Consider the following 16168-nt stretch of genomic DNA (forward strand, 5'->3'; position numbering starts at 1 on the left):
GTACGCGCTGAGCGCGTACCGCCCCGGCTCATGACGTCGCGCTCCCCGGGCTCTACTGCGGGTCGGGGCCCGTCGCCACCGGGCGCGCGAGGTCCGCCGTCCACTCCGACCATGAACCGGCGTACAGCGCCGCCGGGATGCCCGCGATCTCCAGCGCCACCAACTGGTGCGCCGCCGACACCCCGGAGCCGCAGTAGACACCGACCGCCGGGCCCGTGCCGTCGGCCGTGGCGCCCAGGGCCTTGAACCGGGCCGCCAGCGTCTCGGCCGGGAGGAAGCGGCCGTCGGCGCCGACGTTCTCGGAGGTGGGCGCCGAGACCGCGCCCGGAATGTGCCCGCCGACCCGGTCCAGCGGTTCGACGTCGCCCCGGTAACGCTCGGCCGCACGCGCGTCGAACAGCAGCCCGTCGCGGGCCAGCGCGGCCGCGCCGTCCGCGTCGAGCAGCGGAAGCGAATCCGGTACGGGGCTGAAGTCGCCCTCCCGCGGTGTCGGGATCTCGGTGGTCAACGGGCCGTCCCAGCCCGCGAGTCCGCCGTCCAGCACCCGTACGTCCCCATGACCGGTCCAGCGCAGCATCCACCAGGCGCGGGCCGCGGCCCAGCCCAGACCGGCGTCGTAGACGACGACCGGTGTGCCGGCCGAGACACCCGCGCGGCGCATCACCGCGCCGAACGCCGCGACGTCGGGCAGCGGATGACGGCCACCGGCGCCGGGCGGGTCGGACAGTTCCGCTTCGAGGTCGACGAAAACGGCGCCCGGCAGATGGCCGGCCTCGTACTCCGGGCGGCCGGGCGGGGCGCCGGGCACGTAGCGGACGTCGAGCAGGACGGGCGGCCGGGGTCCGGCCGTCGCGTCGGCGAGTTCGGAGGCGGAGATGATGGCTGTCATACGTGCCATCCTCGCGTACCGGCAAGGGCGTTCGGCCTCGACCCGGCGCGTCATAACACGGCAACGTTACGTCCTTGTCAAAACGGTCATCCTCTTGCTAGATCACGCCAAAAGCGGCGCGGCCGGGGCGCGGTGCGCGGCGGGGAGTGGAACCATCTGCTCGGGCACCGGGCCGCGCCGTTTCAAGGCGTGCGGCCTGTCTTCAGCATGTCCATCCCGATCACGACCGTCCGCGAACGGTTCGAGAGGAGAGCGACGATGACCGAGGCACCGATCCGGCGCAGACCCGGCACACCGTGCTGGGTGAGTCTGATGGTGCACAGCCTCGGCACGACGCGGGACTTCTACGGGGCGCTGTTCGGCTGGGAGTTCGTCCAGGTGCCGGGGGCCCAGCAGTTCGGCCCGTACGTGCGTGGCGTCCTCGACGGCAAGGAGGTCGCCGGAATCGGCGAACTGGCGCCGGGCAGACGGCTGCCGCTCGCGTGGACGACGTATCTCGCCACGGACGACGCCGACAAGACGGCCGAGGCGATCAGGGGCTGCGGCGGCACCGTCGGGGTGGGGCCGCTGGACGCGGGCGAGGAGGGGCGCCTGGCCATGGCGTCGGATCCGGCCGGCGCGGTCTTCGGGATCTGGCAGGCGCAGGCGCACACCGGCACGGCGGTGGCCGGGCCGCACGGGACGCCGGTCTGGAACGAGTTGGTGACCCGCGAGGCCGCGTGGGTGAGCACGTTCTACCGCTCGGTCTTCGGCTACGAGCTGGAGACATCCGGCCAGGACGGGAGTCGCGACGACGTGGTGACGCTGCGACTCGACGGGCGCGCGGTGGCGACGCTGCACGGCGTGGGCGAGGGCCTGGGCCCGATCCGGGGGTCGCACTGGATGACGTACTTCGAGGTGGACGACACGGACGCCGCGGCGCGGCTCATCACCGAGTTGGGCGGGCATGTGATCGAGCCGCCGTGGGAGACGGCGGCGGGGCGGGTGGCGACCGTGGCGGATCCGGAGGGCGCGGTCTTCAGCGTGGTGCGCTCGGCGGATCGCTGAGTCAGCGGCCGGGGGCGTGGGCGCCGTCGCGGTGTACGGCCTCCCGGCGGGCCGCTCCGGTCCGTACCGCGTCCGCCTGGGCGCCGATCTCGACGGGCAGCACGTCCGGCGAGAGCGCGGCGGCCCGTGCCGTGGCCGCTGTCATACGGCGCCGGTGGTGGCGTCGGCACAGCACCTCGTAGCCGACCTCGTCCTGCGACTGGTGCACGTCGCCGACGACGACCTGCGCGCCTTCGACCACCATCACCCCGCCGACCGAACGGGCGTTGTGCGTGGCCCGTGCCCCGCACCAGCACAACGCCTCGACCTGCAGGACCTCGACGCGGTCGGCGAGTTCCACCAGCCGCCGCGAGCCGGGGAAGAGCCTGGTGCGGAAGTCGGTGGTGATGCCGAAGGCGAAGACGTCCAGATCGAGGTCGTCCACGATCCGGGCGAGCTGGTCGACCTGCTCGGGCGCGAGGAACTGCGCCTCGTCGGCGATGACGTAGTCGCAACGGCCGCCCTGGGAGAGGCGGTCGACGATGTACGCGTAGAAGTCGAAGCCCTCGGCCGCCTCGACGGCGTCGGTCACCAGGCCGAGCCGGGAGGAGAGCTTGCCCTCGCCCGCGCGGTCGTCGCGCGTGAAGATCATGCCGAGGAGGCCGCGGGCCGAGCGGTTGTGCTCGATCTGCAGAGCCAGGGTGCTCTTTCCGCAGTCCATCGTTCCGGAGAAGAACACCAGCTCGGGCATGAGGAAGTGACGGCCTTTCAGATACGGACGGGGTCGGCGAAGCGCCGGGACACGGTGGTCGGGGCGGCTACGAGCGTACTTCGAGCAGTGGGACCAACTGCTCGACGGGGGTCATCGAGCCGTGCATCCCGACCATCTCGGACTCGCGCGGCTCATGGACGGAGGCGGTGATCACCACGTCGTCGTGGGCGGCGGCCACGACGTCGCCGATCCGGCCGTACACCCGCTCCTCGACCGCGTCGGGCGGGCCGAACCAGCCCGCGGCGATGGCCTCGTCGCGGCTCGCGACCCAGAACTGCTCGCCCAGCACCTCGCGCCAGACGGTGTGGACGTCGGCCTCGGCGCCCGGTACCGCGTAGACGTGGCGGGCGCGGCCCTCGCCGCCGAGGAGGGCCACGCCGGCGCGCAGCTCCCAGTCCTCGTCGAAGTCGATGCGCGACTCCTCGTCGAAGGGGATGTCGATCATGCCGTGGTCGGCGGTGATGTACAGGGCTGAGCGCGGCGGCAGTTGCTCGGCGAGACGCTGGGCGAGCCGGTCCACGTACATCAGCTGGCCACGCCAGGCGTCGGAGTCCATGCCGAACTTGTGGCCCTTGCCGTCGACCTCGCTGTAGTACGTGTAGACCAGCGACCGGTCCCCCGCGCCGAGTTGGGCGGCGGCGAGGTCCATCCGCTCCTCGCCGGAGAGGCGGCCGTGGAAGGTGCCGCCGCTCAGGGCGACGTCGGTGAGCGGGGTGCGTTCGAAGATCGGGGACGACACCTGGGCGGTGTGGATCCCGGCGGCGTCGGCGAGCTGGAAGATCGTGGGATACGGCTGCCACACGTGCGGGTCGGTCCAGGGGCGCCAGCGGAGCTGGTTCATCAGGGCGCCGGTCGCGGGGTCGCGCACGGTGTAGCCGGGCATGCCGTGGACGCCCGGCGGCAGGCCCGTACCGATGGAGGCGAGGGACGTCGCGGTGGTGGCGGGGAAACCGACGGTGATCGGCCGGCCGGTGCCGCCGCGTGAGGTGCCGAGCAGCGATGTCAGATACGGTGCCTCGTCGGGGTGGTCCTTGATCTGCTGCCAGCCGAGGCCGTCGATCAGGAAGACGCAGTTGCGGTCGGCCGGGGTGAGTTCGGGGATGACGGCGGCCGGGGTGCCGGGGGCGGTGCCCGGGACGGTGACGCCCTGGCCGGCGACGAGGGTGGGCAGCAGGTCGGCGAGCGAGCCGCCGCCGTACTCGGGGACGGGCGCGGTGTCCAGGGCGAGCGGGACCGGGTCCTGCCAGGCGGCGGGCGGGGCGGCCATCAACGGCCGGTCGACGACGGGGCGGCCGCGGTGGCTTCGGAGAGCGACTGGGCGAAGACGAGCGTCTGCCGTACGGTGTCGGGTCCGTCACCGGCCTCGCTGACGCGCAGGCTCAGGTCGTCGGCGGTGGAGTTGCCGGTGTAGCCGTGGTCCGCCTCGCAGTTGGGGTCGCCGCAGGCGGCGGGCTCCAGATCGATCCGGGCGACGGCGCCCCAGCCGATGGTGAGGACGACCTCGCGGGGCAGGGTGCCGGGGGTGTACGACTCGGGGTTCGCGACGACGCGGCTGACGACGACGGACGAGATCCGGTCCAGCTTGACGGACTCGGTCGAGGTGGTGGCGTACGGCGTCGGCGAACTGGTGTCGGCGGCCTGCTCGTCGGTGTGGCTGACGATGAAGCGGTGGGCGGTGAGGACGAGGACGGTGACATGCCGGCGGACCTCGTTGGAGTCGAACGTCGTCTCCTGGTGCACCAGATACGAAGCGATCGGCTCGCCTCCGACAGCGGCTTCCACCGCTTCGGCCACGAGAGCCGGGTAGTAGCCACTGCGCTCGATCGCCGTGCGCAGCCCCTGGGTCGTCGTACCGGTCTTCGCCATGGCCCCATCCTACGGTGGCGGGGTGGATGGCCAGGACCGTGCGGGATCGGGCCTAGTAGCTGGGGAGACGGCGGGGGCCGAGGTCGTCGCGGGACGGTGGTGGGGCAAGGCGGACGCTCGCGCCGAGCACGGAGAGGCCGTGCGCGGCGACCACCACCGGTTCGAGCGCGACGGAGACGATCTCCGGGTGGTCGTCGACGAGCCGGGAGACCCGGAGCAGCAGTTCTTCGAGGGCGGCGGTGTCGACGGGCGCGGAGCCGCGCCAGCCGAAGAGGAGCGGTGCGGTGCGGGTGGAGCGGAGGAGTTCGGCGGCGTCGCGGTCGGTGACGGGGACGAGCCGGTGCGCCACATCGCCCAGCAGCTCGGAGGCCACGCCCGCGAGCCCGAACGAGAGCACGGCGCCGGCCGCCGGGTCGATGACCGCGCGCACGACGGTGTCCACCCCGCGCGGGGCCATGGCCTGGACGACGGGGCGCAGCTCGGCGGGTTCGCCGAGCAGTTCGGTGAGTTCGCGGTACGCCGTCCGCAGCTGCGCCTCGTCGGTGAGATCGAGCCGTACGCCGCCGAGGTCGGCCCGGTGGCGCAGCTGCGGCGCGGTGGTCTTGAGCGCGACGGGGTAGCCGAGGCGCGCGGCGGCCTCGACGGCGTCGTCGGGTCCGGGCGCGGGCAGGGTTGGCCGTACGGCGATCCCGTACCGGCCGAGCAGTTCGCGGGTGTCGTCGTCCCCGAGGCTCGTCCCCCGCGGGTCGGGGGACGCGGCTCCGAGCATCGCCTCGATGAGCCCGGCGGCCCCGTTCTCGTCGATGTCGTCGTACTCGGGCACCTTGCCGGGCTCGGCGGCCTGCCGCCGCCACTGCGCGTAGGTGACGGCCTGGCTGAGCGCCCGCACGGCCCGCTCGGCGGCGGGGTAGGCGGGGATCCGGCCGGGGGCGGGGCCGGGGTCGCGAGCGGTGCCGGCTGCCGGGTCGGTGCCGTCGGCCGACCGGCGGGGCGGCGCGGCAACGGTGCCGGGCACCGACACGGGCCGGGCGACCGGGCCTTCGGGGGCGGGGGTGGTGGCCGGGGCCGCCGGGTTCGGGGTCTCGGCGGCCTGGCCGCTGTCGGCCGCGGCGCCCGGCATCGGCCCCGGGCGGGGCCCCGTCGTCGTGGCCGCCGAGAGCGCCTTCGCCAGGCCGCCGATCTCCACGTGGACCACCGCCACCGGCTTCGCCGGCGACATCGAGGCCGCCTCGCGCAGCGCCGTCGCCAGGACCTCGCCGTCGCCCGACTCCATCGAGCCGTTCTCGCCGACCCAGGGGATCGCCGTGACGACGACCGCGTCGCAGTCCGGGTCCGCCAGTGCCGTGGCCAGTGCCGTACGGAAGTCCTCCGGGCGGGCCGACGTCGTGAGGTCGAGCGGGGGCAGCGGGCGCAGGCCCTCCGTCAGGCAGGCGTCGTACGTGAGCAGCCCGAGCGACTCCGAGTTGCCGAGGATCGCGACGTGCGGCCCCGCAGGCAGGGGCTGGGTCGCGAGCAGGACGCCCGCGTCCACCAGCTCCGTGACGGTGTCCACGCGGATCACGCCCGCCTGGCTGAGGAGCGCCGAGACCGTCGCTTCCGGGATGCGGGTGACCGGCACCGCGTGCCCCGGCGGCGCGCTGCCGCTGTGCCGCGCGCCCTTCGCGACGACGACCGGCTTCACCGCCCCCGTACGCCTCGCCAGACGCGTGAACTTCCGTGGGTTGCCGATCGATTCGAGGTACAGCAGTACGACGTCGGTGTCCGGGTCGTCGTGCCAGTACTGGATGAAGTCGTTGCCCGAGACGTCCGCGCGGTTGCCCGCCGAGATGAAGGTGGACAGGCCCGCGCCGCGCCGCACCAGCCCGGCGAGCAGCGCGATGCCGATCGCGCCCGACTGGGTGAAGAGGCCGATCCGCCCCCGGTCGGGCGGCTCGGGCGCGAGCGAGGCGTTCAGCCGGACGGATGGCGACGTGTTGATGACGCCGAACGCGTTGGGCCCGATGACCCGCATCCCGTACGAACGCGCCTGCCGCACCAGCGCGCGCTGCCGCTCCCGCCCGACGGGCCCGCTCTCCGCGTATCCGGCGGACAGGACGACCAGGCCCTGGACGCCGTGTTCGCCGCAGTCGGCGACGACTTCGGGCACCCGCTCGGCGGGGACGGCGACGATCGCGAGATCGACGGGCTCCCGGATCTCCGCGAGGGAGCGTACGGCGGGGACGCCGTCGATCGCGGCCAGTTCCGGCGGCAGGGCCAGGTTCACCGCGTACGTACGTCCCGTGAAGCCCCCGTCGAGAAGATTGCGCAGCACCGCCCGTCCCACGCCGCCCGCCGTGCGTCCGGCGCCGACGACGGCCACGGACGACGGGCCGAGGAGCCGCTGCACGGAGCGCGCCTCGGCGCGCTGTTCGCGGCCCCGCTGGACGGCGAGGGACTCGGCGGTCGGTTCGAGGTCGAGGACGAGGCGGACCGAGCCGTCCTCGAAGTTGCGTTTCTGGGTGAACCCGGCGTCCCGGAACACCTTGATCATCTTGTTGTTGGCGGGCAGCACCTCCGCCGCGAAGCGCCGGATCCCGCGCTCGCGCGCCACCGCGGCGATGTGTTCGAGGAGCGCGGAGGCGATCCCGCGCCCCTGGTGCGCGTCCTGTACGAGGAAGGCGACCTCGGCCTCGTCGGCGGGGGCGGAGGCGGGCATGCCCCGCCCGTCGATGCGGTCGTAGCGGACGGTGGCGACGAACTCGCCGCCGACGGTGACGGCGAGCCCCACCCGGTCCACGTAGTCGTGGTGGGTGAACCGGTAGACGTCCTTGTCGGAGAGCCGGGGGTAGGGCGCGAAGAAGCGGTAGTACTTCGACTCGTCGGAGACCTGTTCGTAGAAGCTGACCAGCCGCTCGGCGTCGTCGGTGGTGATCGGCCGGACGCGGGCGGTGCCCCCGTCGCGCAGGACCACGTCTGCTTCCCAGTGAGCGGGGTACGCGTGCTGCGACGGCGGCGTCATGGGGAGAGCCTACGGCGCGCGCACCGGTAGCGGCGGCTGCGCGGCCGGGGCAGGCTGGGGGTGCCTCATCGGCCCGTTACGGGGCACATGAGACACTGGTCTAGACAACAACTGTGACTTTGAAGGGCAACACCATGGCTGAGCGCCGCGTCAACGTCGGCTGGGCCGAGGGCCTGCACGCCCGTCCCGCCTCCATCTTCGTCCGTGCCGCCACGGCCTCCGGCGTTCCCGTGACGATCGCCAAGGCCGACGGCAGCCCGGTCAACGCGGCGTCGATGCTCGCCGTGCTGGGACTGGGCGCGCAGGGCGGCGAGGAGATCGTCCTGTTCTCGGACGCGGACGGCGCCGACGTGGCGCTGGACCGGCTGGCGAAGCTGGTCGCCGAGGGCCTGGACGAGCTGCCCGAGACCGTCTGAGACCGTCTGAGACCGTCTGAGCCGCACACGCACCGAGCCGCACACGTACGACGAAGGCCCCGGCAGGACGCCGGGGCCTTCGTCGTGTTCTCCGCGCGTAGAGGGTCAGACGCTGACGCCGTGCGCGCGCAGGTACGCGACCGGGTCGATGTCGGAGCCGTACTCCTCGCTCGTCCGCGCCTCGAAGTGCAGGTGCGGGCCGGTCGAGTTGCCGGTCGAGCCCGAGAGCGCGATCGGCGCGCCCGGCGTGACGCTCTGGCCGACGGTGACGCCGATCGAGGAGAGGTGTCCGTACTGGGTGTAGGTGCCGTCGTTCATACGGATGACGACGTTGTTGCCGTACGCGCCGCCCCAGCCGGCCTCGACGACGGTGCCCGCGCCGACGGCCACGACCGAAGTGCCGGACGCCGCGCGGAAGTCGATGCCGGAGTGGCTGCCGGAGGACCAGAGCGCGCCGCCGGTCCGGTAGCCGGTGGTGACCGAGGAGCCGGCGACCGGGAGTCGGTAGGAGTTGAGGCGCTCGCGCTCCGCGGCCCGTGCCACGCGCTCCTTTGCCTCGCGCAGCTCCTTCGCGCGGGCCTCCGCCTTGCGTTTCGCCTCGGCCTTGGCGCGGGCCGCGGCCTCCGCCCGCGCCTTCGCTGCCGCGGCCTTCTGGGCGGCCAGGTGCTGTGCGTCGGCCTGGGCGTCGATGGTGGCGGCGAGCGAGTCGTCGATGACGATGGCGCGGGCCGGGGTGGCCGGGGCGGTGTCCTGGGCGACGGCCGCCTCCACGTCGGCGGCGAGCGCCGGGGATGCGAGGGTGCCGATGACACCGGCGGCGGTGAGAGTCGCGACTCCGGCGATTTTCGCGCCTCGGCGCGTCATTCGGCTCGGGGCACGGTGCTTCCCGGTGGCACGGGTGAACGCCATGAAGTGGCTGGTCCTTTCCTTCCTTCTCGCCTACCGGGTTAGCTGACGGGTTCGGAGCAGGAAGGTCTCCTACGGGCTCCTCCGCGGATCGCGCGAAGGCCCCCGATTCACCCCAGGGACATGAATGGGTCCCCGGCTCCCCAGGCTCGCGCCTGACGGGGACTCGGCGATGGCTGTCCGGTGCCGCGGATGCGGCGGGCTCTGGCGGACAGCCGGACCGACGCTAAAGGGGTCATCTTTCAATCACCAAACAGACAGGCCCTTTTGTAGCGCACGCCACAGGGCATTCAGGCAACCTCCTCATGAATGCGGACATAGCGGGGAACCCCGGCGACTGGTTCGTCACCGGGGTTCCCTTTGTCCGTGCTGTTCCGACGTCCGTGCTGTTCCGACGTCCGTACTGTTCCGACGTCCGTGCTGTTCCGACGTCCGTGCTGATCCGAGGGGCGTACTGATCCGACGGGCGGTCGTCGTCGGCCTCAGCCGGTGACGACCTTCACCTCGCCGATATCCAGGGCCTCGATCGGCTCCCGGATCACCGAGGCGTCCCCGACGAGCACCGTGACCAGCCGGTCGCCCGGGAAGGCGCTGACGACGGCGGCCGTCGCCTCGACCGTGCCGGTCTCGGCCAGGCGCGCGTACAGCTGCGCCTGGAAGTCGTCCGGGAGGTGCTGCTCGACCTGGTCGGCGAGCGTGTCCGCGACGGACGCGGCCGTCTCGTACTTCAGCGGCGCGACGCCGACCAGATTCTGCACGGCCGTCTCGCGCTCGGCGTCCGTCAGCCCTTCGGCCGCGAGCGTACGCAGGACCTTCCACAGGTCGTCCAGCGCGGGCCCGGTCGACTCGGTGTCCACGGAGCCGCTGATGGCGAGCATGGAGGCGCCCGTGCCCTGCGGGTCGGAGCGCAGCACCTGCGCGAAGGCCCGCACGCCGTACGTGTAGCCCTTCTCCTCGCGCAGCACCCGGTCGAGCCGGGAGGTGAGCGTGCCGCCCAGGCAGTACGTGCCGAGCACCTGGGCCGGCCAGACGCGGTCGTGCCGGTCGGGACCGACCCGGCCGATCAGGAGCTGGGTCTGTACGGCTCCGGGCCGGTCCACGATCACCACACGGCCGGTGTCGTCGGCGGTCACCGGCGGCACGGGGCGCGGCTCCGAGGTGTCGCCCGTCCAGTCGCCGAGGGTCTCGGCGAGCAGCGCGTCGACGTCGACACCGGTGAGGTCGCCGACGATCACCGCGGTGGCGGTGGCCGGGCGGACGTGCGCGTCGTAGAAGGCGCGGACGCCCTTCGCGTCGATGCGTCCGACGGTCTCCTCGGCGCCCTGGCGCGGGCGCGACATGCGCGAGGTGACCGGGAACAGCTCCTTGGAGAGCTGCTTGGCCGCGCGGCGGGCCGGGTTGGCCTGCTCGTGCGGGATCTCGTCCAGCCTGTTCGTGACGAGCCGGCCGACCTCGCTCTCCGAGAACAGCGGCGCGCGCAGGGCGTCGGCGAGCAGACCGAGCGCCTTGGGCAGCCGGGAGACCGGGACCTCCAGGGAGACCCGGACGCCGGGGTGGTCGGCGTGCGCGTCGAGCGTGGCGCCGCAGCGCTCCAGCTCGGCGGCGAACTCCTCGGCGGTGTGCTTGTCGGTGCCCTCGGACAGCGCGCGGGCCATGATCGTGGCGACGCCGTCCAGTCCCTCGGGCTCCGCCTCCAGCGGCGCGGCGAGGGAGATCTCGACGGCCACCACCTGCTGGCCGGGGCGGTGGCAGCGCAGCACCGTCAGGCCGTTGGGCAGCGCGCCGCGCTCGGGCGCGGGAAACGCCCAGGGCCTGGCCTCCCCGGCCGTCGGCTGCGGGTGGAACTCCATGGTCACGGCAGCGTCGGTCACTGGTCCGCCCCCTCGTGCTCGTCGGTGATCTCGTCGGAGGCGGCGTCCTCGTCGTCGGCGGTCGTCGGCTCGTAGACCAGCACCGCCCTGTTGTCCGGGCGCAGCCGGGCCTCGGCCACCGCGCGCACCTCGTCGGCCGTGACGTCCAGCACCCGCTGGACGGCGGTGAGCGCCAGCTGCGGGTCACCGAACAGCACCGCGAACCGGCACAGTTCGTCCGCGCGGCCCGCGACCGTACCGAGCCGGTCGAGCCATTCGCGCTCCAACTGGGCCTGGGCGCGCTCCATTTCCTCGGCCGTGGGGCCCTCGGCCGCGAACCGGGCCAGCTCCTCGTCGACCGCGGCCTCGATCTGCGGGACCTCGACGCCGCCGGACGTCTTCACGTCCAGCCAGCCGAGGGAGGGCGCGCCGGCGAGGCGCAGCAGCCCGAATCCGGCGGCGACGGCCGTACGGTCGCGGCGCACCAGGCGGTTGTGGAGGCGGGAGGACTCGCCGCCGCCGAGGACGGTGAGCGCCAGGTCGGCGGCGTCGGCCTCGCGGGTGCCGTCCTGCGGCAGCCGGTAGGCGGCCATCAGCGCGCGCGCCGGGACGTCCTCGTGGATCTCCTCGCGAAGCTGCTCGCCGATGGTGTCGGGCAGCGAGCCGTCGCGCGGCGGCTGCTTGCCGTCGTGGCCGGGGATCGAGCCGAAGTACTTCTCGACCCAGGCGAGCGTCTGCTCGGGGTCGATGTCGCCGACGACCGACAGCACCGCGTTGTTCGGCGCGTAGTACGTACGGAAGAACTGCCGCGCGTCGTCGAGGGTCGCCGCGTCCAGGTCGGCCATCGAGCCGATCGGGGTGTGGTGGTACGGGTGGCCCTCGGGGTAGGAGAGCGCGGTCAGGCGCTCGAACGCGGTGCCGTAGGGCACGTTGTCGTAACGCTGGCGGCGTTCGTTCTTCACGACGTCGCGCTGATTCTCCATCCCCTCGTCGTCCAGGGAGGAGAGCAGCGAGCCCATGCGGTCGGCCTCCAGCCAGAGGGCGAGCTCCAGCTGGTGGGTGGGCATGGTCTCGAAGTAGTTGGTGCGCTCGAAGCTGGTGGTGCCGTTGAGCGAGCCGCCGGCGCCCTGCACCAGCTCGAAGTGACCGTTGCCCTTGACCTGCTTCGAGCCCTGGAACATCAGGTGCTCGAAGAGGTGGGCGAGGCCCGTACGGCCCTTGACCTCGTGGCGGGAGCCGACGTCGTACCAGAGGCAGACCGCGGCGACCGGGGTCAGGTGGTCCTCGGAGAGCACCACGCGCAGTCCGTTGGCGAGCCGGTGCTCGGTCGCTGTCAGGCCGCCGGAACCGGCCTGCGCTGTGGCCGTGTGACCCATGGGCATGTACGTCCCTTCGATCGCGATATGGAGAAGTCCTGCCACTGTATGCAAGCGTGGAGACGCGTGGCGAAGTTCCCGGGTCGGACGAAGCGGCGAGGACTCGCCATCGGGCGGTGCTCGCCGCTCCGTCGGCTCCCCGACGAGTCTCAGTGGGCCCTCCGTCGGGTCGCTCCGGGTCGCCGGAAACGGCGCCTCGGACCGTTCAACGACGGGTCGAGGTCCGCGTTGTCGGTGCGGCGGGCCACAATGGTCGGCGTCAGTTCCTCAAGTTGTCCGCCCAGACCCGCACAGACCTGTGAAGGAGCCGCAGCAGCGATGGCCCGCCGCAGCACGAAGACCCCGCCGCCGGAGGACTTCGAGGAGAAGATCCTCGACATCGACGTGGTCGATGAAATGCAGGGCTCCTTCCTTGAGTACGCGTATTCGGTGATCTACTCCCGCGCCCTGCCGGACGCCCGGGACGGTATGAAGCCGGTGCACCGCCGCATCGTGTACCAGATGAACGAGATGGGCCTGCGCCCCGACCGCGGCTATGTGAAGTGCGCCCGCGTCGTCGGCGAGGTGATGGGTAAATTGCACCCGCACGGGGACGCGTCGATCTACGACGCCCTCGTCCGGATGGCGCAGCCGTTCTCGATGCGCCTGCCGCTGGTCGACGGGCACGGGAACTTCGGCTCCCTCGGCAACGACGACCCGCCGGCCGCCATGCGGTACACGGAGTGCCGGATGGCTGACGCCACGTCACTCATGACGGAGTCGATCGACGAGGACACCGTCGATTTCCAGTCGAATTACGACGGCCAGGAGCAAGAACCGGTCACCCTGCCCGCCGCGTATCCGAACCTGCTGGTCAACGGCGCGTCCGGGATCGCCGTCGGCATGGCGACGAACATGGCGCCGCACAATCTGGGTGAGGTCATCGCCGCCGCGCGGCATCTGATCAAGCACCCGGGCGCCGACCTGGAAACGCTGATGCGGTACGTGCCGGGGCCCGACCTGCCCACCGGTGGCCGGATCGTGGGTCTCCAGGGCATCAAGGACGCGTACGCGAGCGGGCGCGGGACGTTCAAGATCCGTGCCACGGTCACCGTGGAGGACGTCACCGCGCGCCGTAAGGGCCTCGTCGTCACCGAACTGCCCTTCACCGTCGGCCCGGAGAAGGTGATCGCCAAGATCAAGGACCTGGTCTCGGCGAAGAAGCTGATGGGCATCGCCGACGTCAAGGACCTCACGGACCGGATGCACGGGCTGCGCCTGGTCATCGAGATCAAGAACGGCTTCATCCCCGAGGCCGTGCTGGAGCAGCTCTACAAGCTGACGCCGATGGAGGAGACCTTCGGCATCAACAACGTGGCGCTGGTGGACGGCCAGCCGCTGACGCTGGGGCTCAAGGAGCTGCTGGAGGTCTATCTCGACCACCGCTTCACCGTCGTGCGCAGGCGCAGCGAGTTCCGCCGGACCAAGCGGCGCGACCGGCTGCATCTGGTCGAGGGTCTGCTCGTCGCGCTCATCGACATCGACGAGGTCATCCGCCTCATCCGGTCGAGCGACAACTCGGCGCAGGCCAAGGAGCGGCTGATCGAGCGCTTCTCGCTGAGCGACATCCAGACGCAGTACATCCTGGACACGCCGCTGCGCCGGCTCACCCGGTTCGACCGGATCGAGCTGGAGAGCGAGCGCGACCGGCTCAACGGCGAGATCGACGAGCTGACCGGGATCCTGGATTCGGACGCCGAGCTGCGCAAGCTCGTCTCGGCCGAACTGGCCACGGTGGCGAAGAAGTTCGGCACCGACCGGCGCACGGTGCTGCTGGAGTCGGGCAGTTCGCCGGTCGCCGCGGTGCCGCTGGAGGTGGCCGACGACCCGTGCCGGGTGCTGATGTCCTCCACCGGGCTGCTGGCGCGTACGGCCAACGGCGGGCCGCTGGGCAGCGGCGACGGCAAGCGGGTGAAGCACGACGTGATCGTCTCGGCCGTGCCCGCGACCGCGCGCGGCGAGGTCGGCGCGGTCACCTCGACCGGGCGGCTGCTGCGGATCTCCGTGATCGATCTGCCCCAACTGCCCGACACCGCTTCCGCGCCGAATCTCTCGGGCGGGGCGCCGCTGGCGGAGTTCCTGACGCTGGAGCCCGACGAGGAGCTGGTGTGTCTCACGACGCTGGACGAGTCGTCGCCCGGTCTGGCGCTGGGCACGCTGCAGGGCGTCGTCAAGCGGGTCGTCCCCGACTACCCGTCCAACAAGGACGAGTTGGAGGTCATCAGCCTCAGGGAGGGTGACCGGGTGGTGGGCGCGGCCGAGCTGCGTACGGGCGAGGAGGATCTGGTCTTCATCACCTCCGACGCCCAACTGCTGCGCTATCAGGCCTCGCAGGTCAGGCCGCAGGGCCGGCCCGCCGGAGGCATGACGGGCATCAAGCTGACCGACGGCGCCTCGGTGATCTCCTTCACGGCGGTCGACCCGGCGGGCGACGGGGTGGTCTACACGGTCGCGGGCTCGCACGGCACGCTGGACGACTCGGAGGTGACGGCGAAGCTCACGCCGTTCGACCAGTATCCGCGCAAGGGGCGGGCCACCGGCGGGGTGCGCTGCCAGCGCTTCCTCAAGGGCGAGGATCTGCTGACCTTCGCCTGGGCGGGCGCGGCCCCGGCGCGGGCCGCGCTGAAGAACGGGTCACCGGCCCAGCTGCCGGAGCTGGATCCGCGCAGGGACGGTTCGGGTACGCCGCCGCCGTCGGTCGTCGCCGTACTGGCCGGTCCGGCGAGCTGACGTACGAGTTCGGTACTCAGACCGGGTCGGCGGCCTCTTCGGCCGCCGGCTCGGACCGTACGTAGCGCAGGACGCCCCACATGGCGGACTCGTCGTGGCTGTCGGCGTCGGTCGCGGCGACGGCGCAGAGCGTCAGCTCCTTCTCCAGGGCGTCGCGGTCGATGCCGGAGCCGATGAGGACGAGCTGGGTGCGGCGCTCGGCGCCCCGTGGCCAGGGCTCCGGGTAGAAGCGCAGGAAGCGGCCGACGGCGTGTACGGCGTACCGGTTGTCCGGGTCCGCCGCGCCGAAGTCCACGAAGCCCTTGATGCGGTAGAGCCCTTCCGGCCGCGAGTCGAGGAAGGCCATGAGCCGGCGCGGGTCCATGGCGGCCGGTTCGTCGTACGACACGCTCTCGTACGCGGTGTGCGGGTGGTGCGCGTGCTCCCCGGCGTGCTCCCCCGAACGCTCCCCCGCGTGCTCGTGCCCCTCGTCGGCCGTCAGGTCCTCGAAGGAGAGCTGGCGGACCTTCTCCTCCTCGGCGGGGCGCGTGGCGGGGTCGAAGAGCAGGCCGGGGTCGATCCTTCCGTACGACGCCGAGACCACCGCCGCCCCCGGTCCGAGCGTCCCGATCACGCCGAGAACGCGCTCGTGTTCGGCCGGTGTCACACGGTCGGTCTTGTTCAGGACGACCAGGTCGGCGATGGCGAGGTGCCGGTCGGTCTCGGGGTGCCGCTCGCGGGTGGCGTCGAACTCGGCCGCGTCCACGACCTCGACGAGCCCTCCGTACACGGTGCGCGGATTGTCTCCGACGAGGATCATCCGGACGAGTTCCTGCGGCTCGGCGAGGCCGCTCGCCTCGATGACGATGAGGTCGATCCGCGCGGCGGGGCGGCTCAGCCGCTCCAGATAGCCGTCCAGTTCGCTCGCGTCCACGGCGCAGCACAGACACCCGTTGCCGAGGGAGACCGTGGAGCCGACCTGGCCGGCGACGGTCATGGCGTCGATCTCGACGGCGCCGAAGTCGTTGACGACGACGGCGATACGGTTGCCGGCCCGGCGCCGCAGGAGGTGGTTGAGCAGGGTCGTCTTGCCCGAGCCGAGGAAGCCCGCGAGGACGACCACGGGGATTTGTCTGCCGGCCGTGCTCGGATTCAAGACCGCGCTCCGTCTTCCGTAGGAGGTCGGGGCAGAACGGTGCGCCTGCCCGCTCCAGGATAGGAGGGGGCCGGCGCCCCCCCGCGGCGGGGGGGGGGGGGGGCCCCCCGCCCCCCCCCCCCACCCCCCGCGCGGGCGGGGCCGACGCGGCCCGCGCGGGCCCCG

At 72.5% G+C, this 16168-nt stretch carries 12 protein-coding genes and 1 riboswitch; of the genes, 3 read left to right on the plus strand and 9 right to left on the minus strand.

The genetic code is table 11. The features are described 5' to 3' along the window. Positions 1-52 precede the first annotated feature (52 nt). Positions 53-889, minus strand: a complete 837-nt coding sequence (locus ACFT9I_RS38810; protein WP_382572335.1) for a sulfurtransferase — start codon at positions 887-889, stop codon at positions 53-55. Positions 890-1147: 258 nt separating this feature from the next. Between ACFT9I_RS38810 and ACFT9I_RS38815 the strand changes: the two genes are divergently transcribed. Then, the gene (locus ACFT9I_RS38815; RefSeq protein WP_382572336.1) at positions 1148-1936 is read left to right on the plus strand and encodes a VOC family protein; all 789 of its coding nucleotides are present in this window, start codon (positions 1148-1150) and stop codon (positions 1934-1936) included. A gap of 1 nt (position 1937) precedes the next feature. On the opposite strand, the gene ACFT9I_RS38820 is transcribed toward ACFT9I_RS38815, so the two are convergent. The 4 genes from ACFT9I_RS38820 to ACFT9I_RS38835 all read right to left on the minus strand — a co-directional run bounded on the left by ACFT9I_RS38820 (position 1938) and on the right by ACFT9I_RS38835 (position 7551). After that, on the minus strand, positions 1938-2666 hold the full coding sequence (locus tag ACFT9I_RS38820) for a thymidine kinase (RefSeq protein WP_382572338.1): 729 nt from the start codon (positions 2664-2666) through the stop codon (positions 1938-1940). A 67-nt stretch (positions 2667-2733) separates the two neighbouring features. Continuing rightward, on the minus strand, positions 2734-3954 hold the full coding sequence (locus ACFT9I_RS38825) for an alkaline phosphatase family protein (RefSeq protein WP_382572339.1): 1221 nt from the start codon (positions 3952-3954) through the stop codon (positions 2734-2736). Then, positions 3954-4553, minus strand: coding sequence for a DUF5998 family protein (locus ACFT9I_RS38830; RefSeq protein ID WP_078074670.1), 600 nt, complete (start codon positions 4551-4553; stop codon positions 3954-3956). Before ACFT9I_RS38830 ends, ACFT9I_RS38825 begins: the two co-directional genes overlap by 1 nt. Positions 4554-4605: 52 nt before the next feature. Continuing rightward, on the minus strand, positions 4606-7551 hold the full coding sequence (locus tag ACFT9I_RS38835; RefSeq protein ID WP_382572341.1) for a GNAT family N-acetyltransferase: 2946 nt from the start codon (positions 7549-7551) through the stop codon (positions 4606-4608). A gap of 134 nt (positions 7552-7685) precedes the next feature. Between ACFT9I_RS38835 and ACFT9I_RS38840 the strand changes: the two genes are divergently transcribed. After that, complete coding sequence (locus ACFT9I_RS38840) at positions 7686-7967, plus strand: HPr family phosphocarrier protein (protein ID WP_382572343.1); 282 nt, start codon at positions 7686-7688, stop codon at positions 7965-7967. A 105-nt stretch (positions 7968-8072) separates the two neighbouring features. On the opposite strand, the gene ACFT9I_RS38845 is transcribed toward ACFT9I_RS38840, so the two are convergent. The 3 genes from ACFT9I_RS38845 to ACFT9I_RS38855 all read right to left on the minus strand — a co-directional run bounded on the left by ACFT9I_RS38845 (position 8073) and on the right by ACFT9I_RS38855 (position 12105). Further along, positions 8073-8876, minus strand: a complete 804-nt coding sequence (locus ACFT9I_RS38845; RefSeq protein WP_382572344.1) for a M23 family metallopeptidase — start codon at positions 8874-8876, stop codon at positions 8073-8075. A 12-nt stretch (positions 8877-8888) separates the two neighbouring features. Continuing rightward, a riboswitch (cyclic di-AMP (ydaO/yuaA leader) is annotated at positions 8889-9055 on the minus strand. A 300-nt stretch (positions 9056-9355) separates the two neighbouring features. After that, a complete protein-coding gene (locus ACFT9I_RS38850) occupies positions 9356-10723 on the minus strand; it encodes a M16 family metallopeptidase (protein ID WP_382572349.1) in 1368 nt (455 codons plus the stop codon). 17 nt (positions 10724-10740) lie between these two features. Beyond that, the gene (locus tag ACFT9I_RS38855; protein WP_382572351.1) at positions 10741-12105 is read right to left on the minus strand and encodes a M16 family metallopeptidase; all 1365 of its coding nucleotides are present in this window, start codon (positions 12103-12105) and stop codon (positions 10741-10743) included. Positions 12106-12417: 312 nt separating this feature from the next. Between ACFT9I_RS38855 and ACFT9I_RS38860 the strand changes: the two genes are divergently transcribed. Next, positions 12418-14868, plus strand: coding sequence for a DNA topoisomerase (ATP-hydrolyzing) subunit A (locus ACFT9I_RS38860; RefSeq protein WP_382572345.1), 2451 nt, complete (start codon positions 12418-12420; stop codon positions 14866-14868). A gap of 16 nt (positions 14869-14884) precedes the next feature. Here ACFT9I_RS38860 and ACFT9I_RS38865 read toward each other — a convergent pair whose 3' ends face one another. Continuing rightward, a complete protein-coding gene (locus ACFT9I_RS38865) occupies positions 14885-16003 on the minus strand; it encodes a CobW family GTP-binding protein (RefSeq protein ID WP_382572347.1) in 1119 nt (372 codons plus the stop codon). Between the last annotated feature and the right edge of the window lie 165 nt (positions 16004-16168).

Source organism: Streptomyces sp. NPDC057137 (assembly GCF_042670825.1).
In the GTDB taxonomy this organism is placed as follows: Bacteria; Actinomycetota; Actinomycetes; order Streptomycetales; family Streptomycetaceae; genus Streptomyces.

Excerpts from the sequence above, each read along its gene's own strand:
- ACFT9I_RS38810 (WP_382572335.1), bottom strand. The coding sequence starts at position 889 with ATGACAGCCATCATCTCCGCCTCCGAACTCGCCGACGCGACGGCCGGA.
- ACFT9I_RS38815 (WP_382572336.1), top strand. The coding sequence starts at position 1,148 with ATGACCGAGGCACCGATCCGGCGCAGACCCGGCACACCGTGCTGGGTG.
- ACFT9I_RS38820 (WP_382572338.1), bottom strand. The coding sequence starts at position 2,666 with ATGCCCGAGCTGGTGTTCTTCTCCGGAACGATGGACTGCGGAAAGAGC.
- ACFT9I_RS38825 (WP_382572339.1), bottom strand. The coding sequence starts at position 3,954 with ATGGCCGCCCCGCCCGCCGCCTGGCAGGACCCGGTCCCGCTCGCCCTG.
- ACFT9I_RS38830 (WP_078074670.1), bottom strand. The coding sequence starts at position 4,553 with ATGGCGAAGACCGGTACGACGACCCAGGGGCTGCGCACGGCGATCGAG.
- ACFT9I_RS38835 (WP_382572341.1), bottom strand. The coding sequence starts at position 7,551 with ATGACGCCGCCGTCGCAGCACGCGTACCCCGCTCACTGGGAAGCAGAC.
- ACFT9I_RS38840 (WP_382572343.1), top strand. The coding sequence starts at position 7,686 with ATGGCTGAGCGCCGCGTCAACGTCGGCTGGGCCGAGGGCCTGCACGCC.
- ACFT9I_RS38845 (WP_382572344.1), bottom strand. The coding sequence starts at position 8,876 with ATGGCGTTCACCCGTGCCACCGGGAAGCACCGTGCCCCGAGCCGAATG.
- ACFT9I_RS38850 (WP_382572349.1), bottom strand. The coding sequence starts at position 10,723 with ATGGAGTTCCACCCGCAGCCGACGGCCGGGGAGGCCAGGCCCTGGGCG.
- ACFT9I_RS38855 (WP_382572351.1), bottom strand. The coding sequence starts at position 12,105 with ATGCCCATGGGTCACACGGCCACAGCGCAGGCCGGTTCCGGCGGCCTG.
- ACFT9I_RS38860 (WP_382572345.1), top strand. The coding sequence starts at position 12,418 with ATGGCCCGCCGCAGCACGAAGACCCCGCCGCCGGAGGACTTCGAGGAG.